Below are 14862 nucleotides of genomic sequence, written 5' to 3'. Positions count from 1 at the left end.
CGCTTCTAAGATAGATCAATGCGATTCGCAAGGGGATTTACGCAATGCGTATTATTCTGCTCGGAGCTCCGGGCGCAGGTAAGGGGACTCAGGCCCAATTCATCATGGAGAAGTATGGCATTCCGCAAATCTCCACCGGCGACATGTTGCGTGCAGCAGTAAAAGCAGGCAGCGAGCTGGGCAACCAGGCGAAAGCCATTATGGATGCTGGCAAACTGGTGACCGATGAGCTGGTGATTGCGCTGGTCAAAGAGCGTATCACCCAGGAAGACTGCAAAAACGGTTTCCTGCTGGACGGTTTCCCGCGCACCATTCCTCAGGCAGATGCAATGAAAGAGGCCGGGATCACCGTTGATCACGTGCTGGAGTTCGCCGTACCGGATGAACTGATCGTTGAGCGTATCGTGGGCCGTCGCGTTCACACGCCATCAGGCCGCGTTTATCACGTCACTTTTAATCCACCGAAAGTGGAAGGCAAAGATGATGTGACCGGCGAAGAGCTGACCATGCGTAAAGACGATCAGGAAGAGACCGTGCGTAAGCGCCTGGTGGAATATCATCAGATGACCGCGCCGCTGATTGCTTACTACAGCAAAGAAGCGGAAGCGGGCAACACTGCCTATCACAAAATCGACGGCACCCGTAAGGTGACCGAAGTCAGTGCCGAGCTGGCTAAGATCCTGGGCTAAGTTCACAGGGGCCGGTATTACTGGCCCCTTTTGCAGTAATCGCTTTTACCTCCCACTAATTCCGCTACAATTTCCCCGTTTTCACGCATCCCCGTTGTTATCAAGGAACTCAAATGAGGCAAGATAAGGCCGGCGTGTTATTGGTTAATTTAGGTACGCCAGACGCGCCCACCACACCTGCAGTTAAACGCTATCTGAAACAGTTTTTAAGCGATCCGCGCGTGGTCGATGCGCCGCGCTGGCTCTGGTGGCCGGTTCTCAATGCCGTTATTCTGCCGTTTCGCTCGCCGCGCGTCTCTAAGCTCTACTCATCGGTCTGGATGGAAGGCGGTTCACCGCTGCTGGTTTACAGCATGCGTCAGCGCGATGCGCTGGCGGCACGGGTCGATATGCCCGTCGAGGTGGGCATGAGCTACGGTAATCCCAGCCTGAAAAGCGCGGTTGATAAGCTAATGGCGCAGGGCGTGACCCGCCTGATTGTGCTGCCGCTCTATCCACAATTCTCCTGCTCCACCGTGGCGGCAGTGTGGGATGGCCTGACCGCGGTATTCAAAGATTACCGCTCGCTGCCTGATGTGCAGTTTATCCGCGACTACGCCGAACATCCGGCCTATATCGCCGCGCTGAAAGCGACGGTGGAGCGATCCTTTGAGCGGCACGGTCAGCCCGATCTGCTGGTATTATCCTTCCACGGCATTCCGCAGCGTTTTGCTAACGAAGGCGATGACTACCCGCAGCGCTGTGCGGATACCACGGCGGCCCTGGTCAAAGCACTTGGCCTGCGTGACGATCAGTACATGATGACCTTTCAGTCGCGTTTTGGTCGTGAGCCGTGGCTGATGCCCTACACCGATAAAACCATGGAAAGCCTGCCCGCTAAAGGGATCAAACATGTTCAGGTGATGAGCCCGGGCTTCTCGTCAGACTGCCTGGAGACGCTGGAAGAGATCAGTGGTGAAAACTGCGAAATCTTCATGCATGCCGGGGGTGAGAAGTTTGAGTATATCCCTGCGCTGAACGCCGATGAGGCGCATATCGACATGATGGTGCAACTGGTCGACGCACGCCGTTAAAGCGCAGGCGGAGAGTGTGATATCATTCTCTGCCTGTTTTTCCAGACGGCACCTCCCGATGAAATTTCCCGGCAAACGCAAATCCAAACACTACTTTCCTGTCAGCGCACGCGATCCCCTGTTACAGCCCGCCCAGCACGATGTTGATGCAGGCAGCTGGGTGGTGGGTATCGACCAGACGCTGGTGGATATCGAAGCCAAAGTCGATGACGCTTTTCTCGCACGTTATGGCCTGAGTGCCGGGCACTCGCTGGTTATCGATAATGCCGTCGCGGAAGCGTTGTACAACGAGCTGATGCAGGAAGCGCTGATCACCCATCAGTTTGCTGGTGGCACCATCGGTAACACGCTGCATAATTTCTCGGTGCTGGCCGATGACCGCTCCGTGCTGCTGGGCGTCATGTGCAATAACATCCAGATTGGCGGCTACGCCTATCGCTATCTCTGTAACACCTCAAGCCGGGTCGATCTTAACTATCTGCAGGGCGTGGATGGCGCCATTGGACGCTGCTTTACGCTGATTGGCGAACATGGCGAGCGAACCTTTGCTATCAGCCCCGGCCAGATGAACCAGCTGCATCCGGATAACGTACCGGAAGAGGTGATCGCCGGAGCCTCTGCGCTGGTACTGACCTCCTATCTGGTGCGCTGTGCCGAAGGTGAACCGATGCCACAGGCAACGTTACGGGCGATTGAGTATGCCAAACGCCACAACGTGCCGGTGGTGCTGACGCTGGGCACCAAACATGTGATTGGCGACAATCCTCAGTTCTGGCGCGATTTCCTGCGCGAGCATGTCAGCATCGTGGCGATGAATGAAGAGGAAGCGCTGGCGCTGACCGGCGAAAGCGATCCGCTGCTCGCCGCCAATATGGCGCTGGACTGGGTCGATCTGGTGCTGTGTACTGCTGGCCCGATTGGGCTCTATATGGCGGGTTACACCGAAGAAGAGTTCAAACGCAAAACCAACCATCCGCTGCTGCCTGGCGCGATTGCTGAATTCAACCAGTATGAGTTCAGCCGGGTGATGCGCCAGCAGGATTGCCAGCAGCCGCTGCGCATTTTCTCGCACATCGCGCCTTATATGGGCGGACCGGAAAAGATCATGAACACCAACGGCGCCGGAGATGGTGCGCTGGCGGCGTTACTGCATGACATCACCGCCAACAACTATCACAGCCTGAATGTGCCGAACTCCAGCAAACATGCGCGTCCTTACCTGACCTACTCATCGCTGGCGCAGGTATGTAAATATGCCAACCGCGTCAGCTACCAGGTGCTGAATCAGCATTCGCCGCGTCTGACCCGCGGCCTGCCGGAGCGGGAAGACAGTCTGGAAGAGTCTTACTGGGATCGGTAAAGCTGGCAGCTGCCGCGCATAAAAAAGCCCTTCTGAAGAGAAGGGCCTTAGAAGACTGGCAACGTCTGGCTCGGTTAGCGATGAGATCGAGCCTGCTCAGGGAACACGGTCAGATCGGAAAGTCGCTTAAGGCATCCCTGGCCAACGCATTGCGTTGTTCAAAAACGCTCCCGGCGTTTTTAGTACGCACCTCATCCCTGAGGTGCGCCCGTAGCCGGGCCAACGCTTCGCGTTGTTCAAAAACGCTCCCGGCGTTTTTGTCCGGGCGGCGGGACGCTTTCCTCTTCTGCCCGTGTTCCCTGCGTGTTGAGTTTATTCGTTGCGGTAAAATTCACCCTGATTTTGATAGATCAGTAGGCTGCCAGGTTTTGCTTAACACGAATCAGCGCACGACATCGCAGGGCTGTAAATCTTCGCCCTGGGTCATCTCATCCTGCAGTATTTGCAGCATACTGCTGGCAATCTCACGTTCACCCATCACCACACGGGTGGCACCCCGTTCCATGATGTACTCGACTTCATCGTCATAGTGGGCGCGGGCGATAATCTCGATATTCTGATGTTTTTCACGCGCGGCTGTGACTACTTCACCCGCTTCATAGCCATTCGGAATAGTCAGTAACAACCAGCGGGCGCAGTCGAGTCGGGCCAGTTCCATCGTGTCAGCGCGGGCTGCATTACCCAGCACCGCCTTAATACCGCGCTCGCGCAGCGCTTCAACACGGGCGCGGGAGTTTTCAACTACCACCAGCGGAACATTGGCTTCAAGCAGCTTCTGACCAATCAGACTGCCCACCCGGCCGTAACCCACAATCACCGCGTGATTGCAGAAATCCACCGGGATCTGCTTCTCTTCTTCAATCGCCTCTTCCAGCGTCTGCTCTTCCATCGTCTCCGTTTTCGCCAGGAAACGCTCCAGCAGGGTAAACAGGATCGGATTAAGCATAATCGACAGGATGGCGGCGGCCAGCACCAGGTTGCGGCCCTCGTCAGTCAGCAGGCCCAGCGAGATACCCAGACCGGCCAGAATAAAGGCGAATTCACCAATCTGCGCCAGACTAACCGAAATGGTCAACGCTGTACGACGTGAATGGCCGAGCAGCGATACCAGCAGCCAGGCGGCGACCGATTTACCCACCACAATAATCACCAGCGCGCCCAGCACTGCCAGCGGCTGCGTCACCAGAATCGACGGGTCAAACAGCATGCCGACCGAGACAAAGAACAGCACGGCAAAGGCATCACGCAGCGGCAGCGTATCGCGCGCGGCGCGGTGGCTCAGTTCCGACTCGTTCAGCACCATACCGGCAAAGAAAGCGCCCAGCGCAAACGAAACATCAAAGAATTCAACAGCACCAAAGGCGATGCCCAGCGCCAGCGCTAATACCGCCAGAGTAAACAGCTCACGCGAGCCGGTGGCGGCGCTGCGGGCGAGGATCCAGGGGACGGCACGCCGTCCCACCACCATCATCAGCACCATAAAGGCGGCGACTTTGCCGATGGTCCACAGCAGGTCCCAGGCCAGCAGTCCGGCACTGGCGTTGCCCTGTTCCATCATGCCGGCAATCGCAGGCAGCAGCACCAGTGTCAGCACCATCACCAGATCTTCAACAATCAGCCAGCCAATCGCAATCTGCCCGCGCTGGCTATCGATCAGTTGCCGCTCTTCAAGCGCGCGCAGTAACACCACGGTACTGGCGGTAGAAAGGCAGAGACCAAACACCAGGCCGGTCATCCACGACCATCCCATTGTCCACGATAAGCCCATTCCCAGTAACGTCGCGACCGCGATCTGTGCGATGGCACCGGGAATGGCTATCGACTTTACCGACATGAGATCTTTCATGGAGAAGTGCAGGCCGACACCAAACATCAGCAGAATCACGCCGAGTTCTGCCAGTTCAGGGGCCAGATTGGTATCGGCAACAAAGCCGGGGGTAAAAGGGCCAGCCAGCACGCCTGCCATCAGGTAGCCAACCAGGGGCGAAATACGCAGGCGGTTTGCCAGCATCCCAAGGAGAAATGCCAGAACCAGTGCTCCGACAATGGTAGTGATCAACGGTGTGGTGTGATGCATGCCTGTCTCCTTGTATACAAATGTATCCGCTTGTAACAAATGAGTTTAAAACAAAATCTATTCTTTCGCTGAGCAATTTGCGGGAATACCCTAAAAAAGCAGGAAAAAAAGTCAAATGCACAATCGAAAGGGTGTTTTTGTTCATTATCCATAATATTGGCTGATTTGACGGTTTAAAGCGGTCCGGGTAAATAAAAATTAGCATCCCTAAATGCCGTGGGTATGACACAAATAAGGGTTAAATGCGCGCACAGACAGGGTAAAGCCCGTCAGCGGCACTTTTGCAGGGGTATACAACTGGTTAACATCAGGCCTGGCTACCCGTTCTGGCTTATCCGGAACAAACCAGTCTGACGCGGGCACGGCCTTACGGCTATTGTCATGCTCAGCAAAAGCGGTCCGGAGATAAAAAGAGCGGCAGACAGAGACAGGCGAATGTGCGTTGGCCTTGAGTTCGCCGGGGGAATGTGCGACACAGTGGGGCAAACCGGCAGAAAATCGGGCCAGACGGCAAATTAAGGAGAATCACAGTGTTGTTATCTAAATGGACAGGGGCGGGCGTGGCACTACTGGTGGCCCTGATGCCGCTGTTTTCACAGGCCGCCCAGGCCGATCGCACCTATCGTTTCAGCCTGCTGCACACCAATGATGAGCATGGTCATTTCTGGTTTACTGAGCAGGGTGAATATGGTCTGGCGGCGCAGAAAACCTTAATGGATACGATGCGCTACGATGTGCAGTCCAGAGGCGGCGGCGCATTGATTCTCTCTGCCGGTGATGTGAACACGGGCGTACCGGAGTCCGATGAGCTGGACGCTGAACCCGATTTTCGCGCGATGAACCTGATTGGCTATGATGCCATGGCGCTGGGCAACCATGAGTTCGACAAGCCCATCGCGGTCCTGCGCAAGCAGGAGAAGTGGGCGCGATTCCCGCTGCTCGCCGCCAACGTTTATCAGAAAAGTACCGGTCAGCGCCTGTTTAAGCCCTGGGCGGTATTCAATCGTCTCGGGCTGAAAATTGCGGTGGTCGGGCTGATCACCCCGGACACGGCGAAACTTGCCAATCCGGCGGGCCTGACGGATACCGAATTCCGCGATCCGATTGCGGAGGCGGAGAAGGCGGTTGCCGAACTGCGCGCCACAGAGAAGCCGGACGTGATTGTCGCGCTGACCCACCTTGGTCATTATGACGACGGTAAGCATGGCAGCAATGGCATTGATGACGTCACCCTGGCGCGCAGCCTGCCTGCCGGCACCATCGATCTGATTGTGGGTGGTCATTCGCATGATGCGGTCTGCATGGAAAAAGAGAACGTCAGCGTCAAAAATTATCAGCCGGGCCAGCCCTGCAAACCCGATCAGCAGAACGGGATCTGGATAATGCAGGCGGATAAATGGGGCAAATATGTCGGACGTGGTGACTTCACCTTCCGTAACGGGCAGGTGACGCTGGAGGCTTATCAGCTGGTGCCGGTCAACCTTAAACATCAGATAAAGAACGCGGATGGCAGCGAAACCTGGCTCACCTGGCAGGAAGAGATCCCGAAAAACACCGCCATGATGAAACTGCTGATGCCATTCCAGAAACGGGCTGAGGCGAAGTTAACCGTGAATGTCGGCAGCGCCGACGGCAGCTTCAGCGGTGAAAAAGAGCAGGTTCGCTTTGAGCAGACGAATCTTGGCCAGCTGATTCTGCGCGCACAGATGGCGCACACCAAAGCCGATTTTGCGGTGATGAGCGGCGGTGGTATTCGCACCTCGCTGAAATCGGGCAAGCTGAGCTGGCGTGACCTGCTGCAGGTCCAGCCGTTTGGCAATCAGGTGGTCTCGGTCAGCCTGACCGGGGCGGAGATCAAAAAATATCTGGATGTGGTCGCCAATATTCAGCCTGACTCAGGCGGCTACGCCCAGTTTGCCGGTATCAGCCTGACCGCAGACGGTAAACATGTCAGCGACGTCAGCATTAACGGTAAACCGCTGCAGGATGCGCAGCATTATCGCATGGCAACCAACAGCTTCAATGCGGCTGGCGGCGACGGTTATCCGCGTCTGGATAATCATGCGGGTTATCTCAACAGCGGGGCAGTCGATGCGCAGGTGTTGCGTGACTGGATCAAGACGCACTCGCCGGTCAAAGCCAGCGACTATCAGCCGAAAGGGCAGATTGTGCATCTGACCGATGAGCAGATCCGGGCGCGGGATGAAGCTGCGGAAAAAGCGCGGAAGCGTAACTATCCAAAAATGATCCTGGCGTGGATCTGGCCGTGGGGGAATGAAACAGCCGCCACGCATTGAACTGACCGGGAGGCGCTTGCGCCTCCCGTTTTTCTTACGCCCGGCAGGGGTGACGTCTGATCCAGCGCTCGCGCAGTTTGTCCCACACCCAGTTGTAGGCCATGGTGTAGGGCAGGAAGAAGAGGAAAAAGGCCACTTCGACCAGGAAAGCCTGACCCAGAGAGATATCCAGCATCCAGGCGGCAATGGGCAGACCAATCAGGATAAATCCACCTTCAAACCCCAGCGCATGTAATACACGCACGCCCGGGCTACGTTTCTGGCCTGGCGCATAGAGGCGATCAAATCCGCTGTTGTAAATCATGTTCCATAGCATCGCGACCGTAGAGAGCATAATCGCCAGCGATCCCATCTGAAACAGCGGTTTATTCATTGCCCATGCCGCCAGCGGCGAAACGGTGAGAATCGCCAGTGTTTCAAAGCAGACAGCATGAAGAATACGTTCTTTAAGTGAGCGGGTACGCATTGTGAGTTCTCCTTCAATAATGCGGCGCATTTTCACACGTCGGAATGCTAAGATAAAATGAACACCTATCGAAAAAAGCGATGGTTCAGATGCGTTACTCCCCGGAATCCCTTGAGGCTTTTATGCAGACTGTGGCGAGCGGTTCTTTCTCTGCCGCTGCGCGCGCGCTGGGTAAAAGTCAGTCCACCATCAGCGCGGCGGTAGCCAGTCTTGAAGACGATCTCGGTTTTGCGCTGTTTGAACGGGCAGGTCGTCAGCCGGTCCTCACCGAGCAGGGACGCCGCGTTATTCCTCAGGTTCAGCAGATCCTGGCGGCCAGCGAGCGGCTGGATGCGCTGGCGATACGTCTGTCGCAGGGCGTTGAACCCCGGCTCAGTTTTGCCATGTCAGACTTCTGGCAAACCGATCATCACGAGCATCTGCTCAGACAATTTGATGCCCGTTATCCGGAGATTGAACTGGAGGTCATGATTGCCGAGGATGGTGATGTGCTGGATCTGCTGCAGGCCGGACGGGTACATCTGGGCGTGGTGCGGGCACAGCCCAATCTGCCGGTGGATATTGCCGTGGCGCGACTGCAGGTGGAAGCGCAGATGGCGGTCTTTTTACATCGCGATCATCCGCTGGCTCAGCTTAAGACCCTGAGCGAAAGCGAGCTGGAAGGGGTTCGTCACCTGCGATTAAATACCTGGGTTGAGGCATCTGAACCCGCGCCAATGGGGCGCATCTGGTCGGCACCGACCTATCTGTTACTGCTGGAGATGGCGGAGCAGGGATTTGGCTGGACGATTCTGCCGCGCTGGCTGGTGAAACAGTTTGGTCATGGCGTTCTGAAAGAGTTGTCGATGCCGGGCTGGCCGCAGCATATCGCCATTGAGGTGGTCTGGTCACGCCGTACGCCGCCCGGTCCGGCGGGTCGCTGGATGATCGATCAGCTCTGCGCCCAGCCTCGGGTTTAGTCGTGGCGGGCGATATCCGCAAACGGAGCGTCCAGCAGTCGTGAAAGATCCCGGGGAGCCAGTTCGATATCCAGTCCACGCTTGCCGCCTGAGATAAACATGGCGTCAAACGCGCTGGCTGAGTGGTCGATCACCGTAGGCAGCCGTTTTTTCTGGCCCAGCGGACTGATGCCGCCCACCAGATAGCCCGTGACCCTCTGCGCCAGCTGTGGGTCGGCCATATCCGCTTTCTTCGCGCCCAGCGCTTTTGCCACTTTCTTGAGATCCAGTTGCGTAGATACCGGCGTAATCGCCACTGCCAGCTGTTTCGCCTCGCCATTCAGCGCCACCAGCAGCGTCTTATAGACCTGGCGCGCATCCAGATTGAGTTTACGTACCGCTTCGTCACCAAAATGGGTTTCGCTGCTGTCATGCTCATAGGGATGCAGGGTGAAGCTGACTTTTTGTTTTTCCAGCAATTTTACGGCGGGCGTCATACAGGTTCCTTACTAAGAATAATCTTATTACGCAGAATCGTGGAAAAAGGTGGCGAAACTTTGTTCTTTGAGTGAAAATTAGCCGCGCGCCAGCAATCTGATTGCTGAGCGATAACCAAAATCATAAACAAATTCCTCTTTGACGGGCCGATAATATTATCGGCTCTCTTTTTTTCAGGGCTTCTTCAGCATCTCAGGCAGGTTATCTTCGCCGTAGAGATGCAGAGCACCGACCGCTACCACATAGTTTCCTGCTGATAATCCCTGAAGCCGGTCACACCACTGCGCATTTCGCTGACCGATCAACGTATCATTCAGCGCCTGGCTGAAGGTGGCGGACAGGGTGATTTCCGGCTGGCGTGGCGGCGTATCGAGCCACCAGCTCACCATCATCTGCAGCAGGCGCGCATTGGTGTGCCAGTGCAGCAGCGTATCCTGCAACAACGCCATGCCGTCATCCGGCAGCGCAGTCAGCAGGGCGATCTGCGCCTCTGCGCCTTCCAGTTCAATCACCGGTTTGTTCAGACCTTTCGCGGCCTGCAACAGCTGATAATCGATGCCGTAGTCAGGTCGCAATCCCAGCCTTTGTGCCTGCTGCGCCTGTAACATCAGCGCCACCTGCCAGGCGGGCAGATTATCAAACAGGCTCAGATTGAGGCTCATCTCCTGACAGAGTGCAGTGAGCGTTTGCATCGCGTGGCTATCCAGCCGGGTGGAGAGCGCAGGACGATCGCCGTGGTGATCAAAGGGTGAACCACCCTGAGTAATATCCGCTTCCACAATCAGTGCATCCGCCTGCTGCAACTGACGCAGCAGACGGGCGGGCAACGGCTGCATGTCGCGCGTCCCCATGTGGATGCTGCCGACCAGATGCAGTTGACGATCGCCAAGCCGGACATCCATCGCAGGCCAGCGGTAACTGGCGGGAAAAAGTTGGCTGATAAAGCCGCGCAGTGAGCGCCAGATGTTGCCTGTCATTCCCGGTCCTTTGCGATTCAAAACCCCATGCTAGCGACTTCAGCGCGCGAAAAACAGCGCTGAAACGGCGATTACTCGCGCGGTGGCCGGTAACGCAGCAGGCGGTTAGCATTGCTGACCACGGTAATGGAGGAGAGCGCCATCGCTGCACCCGCCACAATCGGGCTGAGCAGGGTACCGGTCAGCGGATAGAGCACACCCGCTGCCACCGGAATGCCGATGCTGTTATAGATAAATGCCCCAAACAGATTCTGCCGGATATTGCGCAGCGTCGCGGAAGAGAGCGCTAACGCGTCCGCCACGCTGTTCAGGTCGGCACGCATCAACGTGATGCCCGCGGTTTCCACCGCCACATCGCTGCCGCCACCCATGGCAATGCCCACATCGGCCTGCGCCAGTGCGGGCGCGTCATTGATGCCATCACCCACCATCGCGACGCGACGGCCCTGCTGCTGTAAGTGTTCAATTGCAGCTGCTTTACCTTCCGGCATCACGCCCGCAATCACTTCATCAATACCGACCTCGGCAGCAATGGCGCGCGCGGTATTTTCATGATCGCCGGTCAGCATAATGAGGCGATAACCCTGCTGATGCAGTCGCTTCAGAGCTGCGCCGCTTTCCGGTCGAAGCTGATCGCGCAGCGCGATAAGCCCGGTTAGCTGGCCCTGCTCAGCCAGTAACACCGGCGTTGCACCCTGTTGCGTCAGCCGCGCAATCTCTGCTTCCGCCGCCTGGTAATCGACGCCGTTATCCTGCATCAGCGCGGCATTACCCAGCAGCAGCGTTCTGCCATTCATACTACCGCTGACCCCTTTGCCGCGTATTGTACGAAATTGCGCTAACAGAGGCGGCTGGGTCAGTTTCGCTTCGGCGACAATCGCTTTCGCCAGTGGATGACCCGAGGAGAACTCCAGCGCAGCTGCTGTCGCTAACACTGATTCACGGGTGGCATCGCCCCAGACCTGCACGTCACTGACCTGCGGCTTGCCGGAAGTAAGTGTGCCGGTTTTATCAAACACCAGGGTGTCGATTTGACTGGCGCGCTGCAAGGCATCGGCGTCGCGCACCAGCACCCCCAGCTCGGCGGCGCGGCCAACACCGGCAATAATCGACATCGGCGTCGCCAGGCCCAGCGCACAAGGACAGGCGATAATCAGCACGGTTGTCGCGATCACCAGCATGTAGGCAATTTGTGGCTGCGGTCCGAACAGATACCACACTGCGCCGCTGAGCAGTGCGATCAATACCACCACCGGGACAAAAACGGCGGAGATGCGATCCGCCAGACGGCCCACATCCGGTTTACTGCTCTGTGCCTGACGCACCAGCCGGATAATGCGCGACAGGGTGGTGTGATTGCCCGTCGCCCGGGCAATAAATTCTACCGAGCCATCCTGCACCAGGGTGCCGGCAAAGATGGCTGCGCCCGGGGTCTTGCTTTGCGGCACCGCTTCGCCGGTCAGCATCGCTTCATCAAACCAGGCTTCACCGGTAGCGATCTCGCCATCGACCGGCACCCGATCGCCGGTGACCAGCCGCAGCGTCATGCCGGGCTGCACTTCGCTGACCGGAATCAGCCTGTCGCCCTGTTGATCAACCTGCCGCGCCTGGGCTGGCGTCAGATCCAGCAATCTTTCCAGCGCTTTAGAAGATCGCTGGCGCGCCCGCTGCTCCAGGGCATGCCCCAGATTGATCAGGCCCAGGATCATGACGCTGGCTTCGAAATAGAGATGGCGCGCCTGTGGCGGGAAAAAGTCGGGCCACAGCACCACGCTAAAGGAGTAAATCCAGGCGGCGCCTGTGCCGAGTGCCACCAGCGTATCCATGGTGGCGCTGCCATTGCGTAAACTGCGCCAGGCACTGCGATAAAAATGGCTGCCGGTGACGATCATGACCAGCAGAGTCACGATGCCCAGCGTCAGCCAGACGCCGTGGTTGTGGTCGGTGAGCATCATGTTGTCGCCCACCATGCCCCAGATCATCAGCGGCAGGCCAAACGCCAGGGCGACAGCAGCCTGCCAGCTGAAACGCCGCATCGCGCTGCGGGCGCTGAGCTGCTGCTTCTCTCGTCGCTCCTGCTCGTCATCCACCACCTGTGCGCCGTAACCCGCGGCATCGACGGCCGCTACCAGCTGCTGCGGATCAGCGTCGCCCAGCACCAGCGCACTGCGTTCGCCGAGATTGACGCGCGCCTGGCTGACGCCTGCGACCTGCTGCAGCGCTTTTTCCACCCGGCTCACGCAACTGGCGCAGGTCATGCCCTCAATCAGCAGCATATGGGTGGGGAGGGTAGTTTCTGCCGGACGGGAAGCAGTCTCCGTTGTCAGCGCCTCCGGCGGCGGCTCTGATGCTGTCAACGGTTCAGACTTTGGGGAAGCGTCCGCGGTTTTCAGCGTCGCGTTATAACCCGCCTGCTCCACGGTGGCGATTAGCGCGGCCGCATCTGCGTGACCGGAAACCTGCGCTTCCTGTTGAGTCACGTCGGCCTGGTCAACATCATCGCGTTGTTCCAGTGCCTCTTTGACACGTTTGACACAGTGGCCGCAGGACAAGCCGTCCAGTGCCAGAGAAATAGTGTGTGACATAATCAACTCCTTCTGTAATCCCATTTGACCGATTGGTCATTTTCGATTCATGCTTAAGCATAAACCTTCCATCAAGGGGAAGGTCAAGGGGACGAAAATGAACATCAGCGATGTGGCAAAAAAGACCGGACTGACCAGCAAGGCGATTCGTTTTTACGAAGAGAAGGGGGTGGTGACGCCGCCGTTGCGCAGTGAAAATGGCTACCGCAGCTACAATGGACACCATCTTGAGGAGCTCAACCTGTTACGTCAGGCGCGACAGGTTGGCTTCACGCTGGATGAGTGTCGTGAGCTGGTGGCGCTGTTTAACAATCCGTCGCGCCACAGTGCCGATGTAAAAGCCCGTACTCTGCAGAAAGCGGAGGAGATTGCGGCGCATATTGAAGAGCTGCATGTCATGCGCGCTCGCCTGCTGGCGCTGGCAGAGGCCTGTCCCGGCGATGACGGCGCCGAATGTCCTATTATCAACAATCTGGCCGGGTGCTGCGGTCAGCGTGGCTGAATACGCAGCGTAATCCCCTCAATGCCGGTTACGACCACTGCTGTGCCCGCAGGCAGATCCTGCTCCGCCTCAACCCGCCAGCTGCTGTCCCCGATCCGCACATGGCCGGTGCGGTTATGCAGTGCGGTATCCAGCGTCAGCTGCAACCCGATCATCTGACTGCCGCGCTGGTTCAGGGCATTGGGTTTCTGACGCGCTTCACGGTGGCGCATCCAGCGATACCACAAAAAGACGCAGATCAGCGTCAGCACGGCAAACAGAGAGCCCTGCGCCGTCCAGCTCACCGGCACAAACCACTCAATGAGGCCGACGATGACCGCCGCCAGCCCGCTCCAGAGCAGGTAACCGCTGGTGCCCAGCATCTCAGCCGCCAGCAGTAACCCACCCAGCGTCAGCCAGAACCAGTGCGGATGCGCGATAATATCGACCAGCATCAGCGTTTCGACTCAGTGCGTGATTCCTTCAGCAGTTCACCGATGCCCGCAATCGAACCCAGCAGACTGCTCGCCTCCAGCGGCATCATCACCACTTTGCTGTTATTAGCTTCACCGATTTTTTGCAGCGCATCGGTATATTTCTGCGCCACAAAGTAGTTAATGGCCTGAATATCACCTGATGCGATCGCTTCCGAGACCATCTTAGTGGCGTTAGCTTCCGCTTCAGCCTGACGTTCGCGCGCTTCTGCCTGCAGGAACGCCGAGGTCCGTTCACCTTCTGCTTTGAGGATTTGCGACTGCTTATCCCCTTCAGCGCGCAGGATCGCCGCCTGTCGCACCCCTTCGGCTGTCAGAATATCGGCGCGTTTAGTTCGCTCCGCTTTCATCTGCGCATTCATCGCGCCAATCAGCTCCTGCGGCGGACGCACATCGCGGATCTCGATGCGGGTGATCTTGACGCCCCACGGATTGGTCGCTTCATCCACGATATGCAGCAGGCGGGTGTTGATGCTGTCGCGCTGTGACAGCATTTCGTCCAGCTCCATGCTGCCAAGCACGGTACGCATATTGGTCATGGTCAGGTTAAGAATCGCCTGCTCAAGATTGCTGACTTCATACGCGGCACGCGCGGGATCAACGACCTGAATAAAGCAGACCGCATCGATGGTGACGTTGGCATTGTCTTTAGAGATGATCTCCTGCGAGGGAATATCCAGTACCTGTTCCATCATGTTGATCTTACGACCGACACGATCCATGAACGGCACCACCAGGCTTAATCCTGGCTGCAGGGTGCGGGTATAACGGCCAAAGCGCTCAACCGTCCATTGAAAACCTTGTGGCACGATCTTGACGGTGGCCCAGACCGCCACCAGCGCCAGAATAATCAGGGCAGGAATTACAGTTATCATACAACCTCCGCGTTGTCAGATTAACGGGCCGAGTCGCTTCGGCCCGGGGTGC

13 protein-coding genes are annotated in these 14862 nt (G+C 57.4%); 6 read left to right on the top strand and 7 right to left on the bottom strand.

Annotated elements, in window-relative coordinates:
- Positions 1–44: 44 nt before the first annotated feature.
- The 3 genes from adk (at position 45) to ACVKSX_RS08130 (ending at position 3122) form a co-directional block, all read left to right on the top strand.
- Complete coding sequence (adk, locus tag ACVKSX_RS08140) at positions 45–689, top strand: adenylate kinase (RefSeq protein WP_010671225.1); 645 nt, start codon at positions 45–47, stop codon at positions 687–689.
- 113 nt (positions 690–802) lie between these two features.
- Positions 803–1762, top strand: coding sequence for a ferrochelatase (hemH, locus tag ACVKSX_RS08135; protein WP_022626102.1), 960 nt, complete (start codon positions 803–805; stop codon positions 1760–1762).
- Between the two features lie 58 nt (positions 1763–1820).
- Positions 1821–3122, top strand: a complete 1302-nt coding sequence (locus ACVKSX_RS08130; protein ID WP_010255936.1) for an inosine/guanosine kinase — start codon at positions 1821–1823, stop codon at positions 3120–3122.
- A gap of 382 nt (positions 3123–3504) precedes the next feature.
- On the opposite strand, the gene ybaL is transcribed toward ACVKSX_RS08130, so the two are convergent.
- Positions 3505–5199 carry a YbaL family putative K(+) efflux transporter gene (gene ybaL, locus ACVKSX_RS08125; RefSeq protein ID WP_010671227.1) on the bottom strand — a complete coding sequence of 565 codons (1695 nt, stop codon included), beginning with the start codon at positions 5197–5199 and terminating at the stop codon, positions 3505–3507.
- 530 nt (positions 5200–5729) lie between these two features.
- On the opposite strand from ybaL, the gene ushA reads away from it, so the two are divergent.
- Positions 5730–7496, top strand: coding sequence for a bifunctional UDP-sugar hydrolase/5'-nucleotidase UshA (ushA, locus tag ACVKSX_RS08120; protein ID WP_307380726.1), 1767 nt, complete (start codon positions 5730–5732; stop codon positions 7494–7496).
- A gap of 34 nt (positions 7497–7530) precedes the next feature.
- On the opposite strand, the gene ACVKSX_RS08115 is transcribed toward ushA, so the two are convergent.
- A complete protein-coding gene (locus ACVKSX_RS08115; protein WP_187496206.1) occupies positions 7531–7962 on the bottom strand; it encodes a multidrug/biocide efflux PACE transporter in 432 nt (143 codons plus the stop codon).
- A gap of 89 nt (positions 7963–8051) precedes the next feature.
- Between ACVKSX_RS08115 and ACVKSX_RS08110 the strand changes: the two genes are divergently transcribed.
- Positions 8052–8921, top strand: a complete 870-nt coding sequence (locus ACVKSX_RS08110; RefSeq protein ID WP_010671230.1) for a LysR family transcriptional regulator — start codon at positions 8052–8054, stop codon at positions 8919–8921.
- Here the strand turns inward: ACVKSX_RS08110 and ybaK are convergent.
- From ybaK to copA, 3 genes are all read right to left on the bottom strand, one after another.
- Complete coding sequence (gene ybaK, locus ACVKSX_RS08105; RefSeq protein ID WP_010259070.1) at positions 8918–9397, bottom strand: Cys-tRNA(Pro)/Cys-tRNA(Cys) deacylase YbaK; 480 nt, start codon at positions 9395–9397, stop codon at positions 8918–8920. The two genes, ACVKSX_RS08110 and ybaK, sit on opposite strands and share 4 nt — an antisense overlap.
- A gap of 174 nt (positions 9398–9571) precedes the next feature.
- A complete protein-coding gene (locus ACVKSX_RS08100; protein ID WP_354438519.1) occupies positions 9572–10375 on the bottom strand; it encodes a TraB/GumN family protein in 804 nt (267 codons plus the stop codon).
- 71 nt (positions 10376–10446) lie between these two features.
- Positions 10447–12960: a copper-exporting P-type ATPase CopA gene (copA, locus tag ACVKSX_RS08095; protein ID WP_187507107.1), complete on the bottom strand. Its 2514-nt coding sequence runs from the start codon at positions 12958–12960 to the stop codon at positions 10447–10449.
- A gap of 97 nt (positions 12961–13057) precedes the next feature.
- On the opposite strand from copA, the gene cueR reads away from it, so the two are divergent.
- On the top strand, positions 13058–13462 hold the full coding sequence (gene cueR, locus ACVKSX_RS08090; RefSeq protein WP_010671233.1) for a Cu(I)-responsive transcriptional regulator: 405 nt from the start codon (positions 13058–13060) through the stop codon (positions 13460–13462).
- Here cueR and ACVKSX_RS08085 read toward each other — a convergent pair.
- Both ACVKSX_RS08085 and ACVKSX_RS08080 read right to left on the bottom strand, forming a co-directional pair.
- Positions 13450–13896, bottom strand: a complete 447-nt coding sequence (locus tag ACVKSX_RS08085; protein WP_010671234.1) for an NfeD family protein — start codon at positions 13894–13896, stop codon at positions 13450–13452. The two genes, cueR and ACVKSX_RS08085, sit on opposite strands and share 13 nt — an antisense overlap.
- Positions 13896–14810: an SPFH domain-containing protein gene (locus ACVKSX_RS08080; RefSeq protein ID WP_010259065.1), complete on the bottom strand. Its 915-nt coding sequence runs from the start codon at positions 14808–14810 to the stop codon at positions 13896–13898. Before ACVKSX_RS08080 ends, ACVKSX_RS08085 begins: the two co-directional genes overlap by 1 nt.
- Positions 14811–14862: the final 52 nt, after the last annotated feature.

The sequence above is a fragment of the Pantoea sp. PvP021 genome (assembly GCF_054056055.1).
The sequence above is the reverse complement of the archived record's forward strand: the minus strand, read 5'-3'. Positions and strand labels throughout refer to the sequence as shown.

Bases quoted from the DNA above. Each gene is read 5' to 3' on its own strand.
- adk (WP_010671225.1), top strand. From the start codon at position 45: ATGCGTATTATTCTGCTCGGAGCTCCGGGCGCAGGTAAGGGGACTCAG.
- hemH (WP_022626102.1), top strand. From the start codon at position 803: ATGAGGCAAGATAAGGCCGGCGTGTTATTGGTTAATTTAGGTACGCCA.
- ACVKSX_RS08130 (WP_010255936.1), top strand. From the start codon at position 1,821: ATGAAATTTCCCGGCAAACGCAAATCCAAACACTACTTTCCTGTCAGC.
- ybaL (WP_010671227.1), bottom strand. From the start codon at position 5,199: ATGCATCACACCACACCGTTGATCACTACCATTGTCGGAGCACTGGTT.
- ACVKSX_RS08115 (WP_187496206.1), bottom strand. From the start codon at position 7,962: ATGCGTACCCGCTCACTTAAAGAACGTATTCTTCATGCTGTCTGCTTT.
- ACVKSX_RS08110 (WP_010671230.1), top strand. From the start codon at position 8,052: ATGCGTTACTCCCCGGAATCCCTTGAGGCTTTTATGCAGACTGTGGCG.
- ybaK (WP_010259070.1), bottom strand. From the start codon at position 9,397: ATGACGCCCGCCGTAAAATTGCTGGAAAAACAAAAAGTCAGCTTCACC.
- ACVKSX_RS08100 (WP_354438519.1), bottom strand. From the start codon at position 10,375: ATGACAGGCAACATCTGGCGCTCACTGCGCGGCTTTATCAGCCAACTT.
- copA (WP_187507107.1), bottom strand. From the start codon at position 12,960: ATGTCACACACTATTTCTCTGGCACTGGACGGCTTGTCCTGCGGCCAC.
- cueR (WP_010671233.1), top strand. From the start codon at position 13,058: ATGAACATCAGCGATGTGGCAAAAAAGACCGGACTGACCAGCAAGGCG.
- ACVKSX_RS08085 (WP_010671234.1), bottom strand. From the start codon at position 13,896: ATGCTGGTCGATATTATCGCGCATCCGCACTGGTTCTGGCTGACGCTG.
- ACVKSX_RS08080 (WP_010259065.1), bottom strand. From the start codon at position 14,810: ATGATAACTGTAATTCCTGCCCTGATTATTCTGGCGCTGGTGGCGGTC.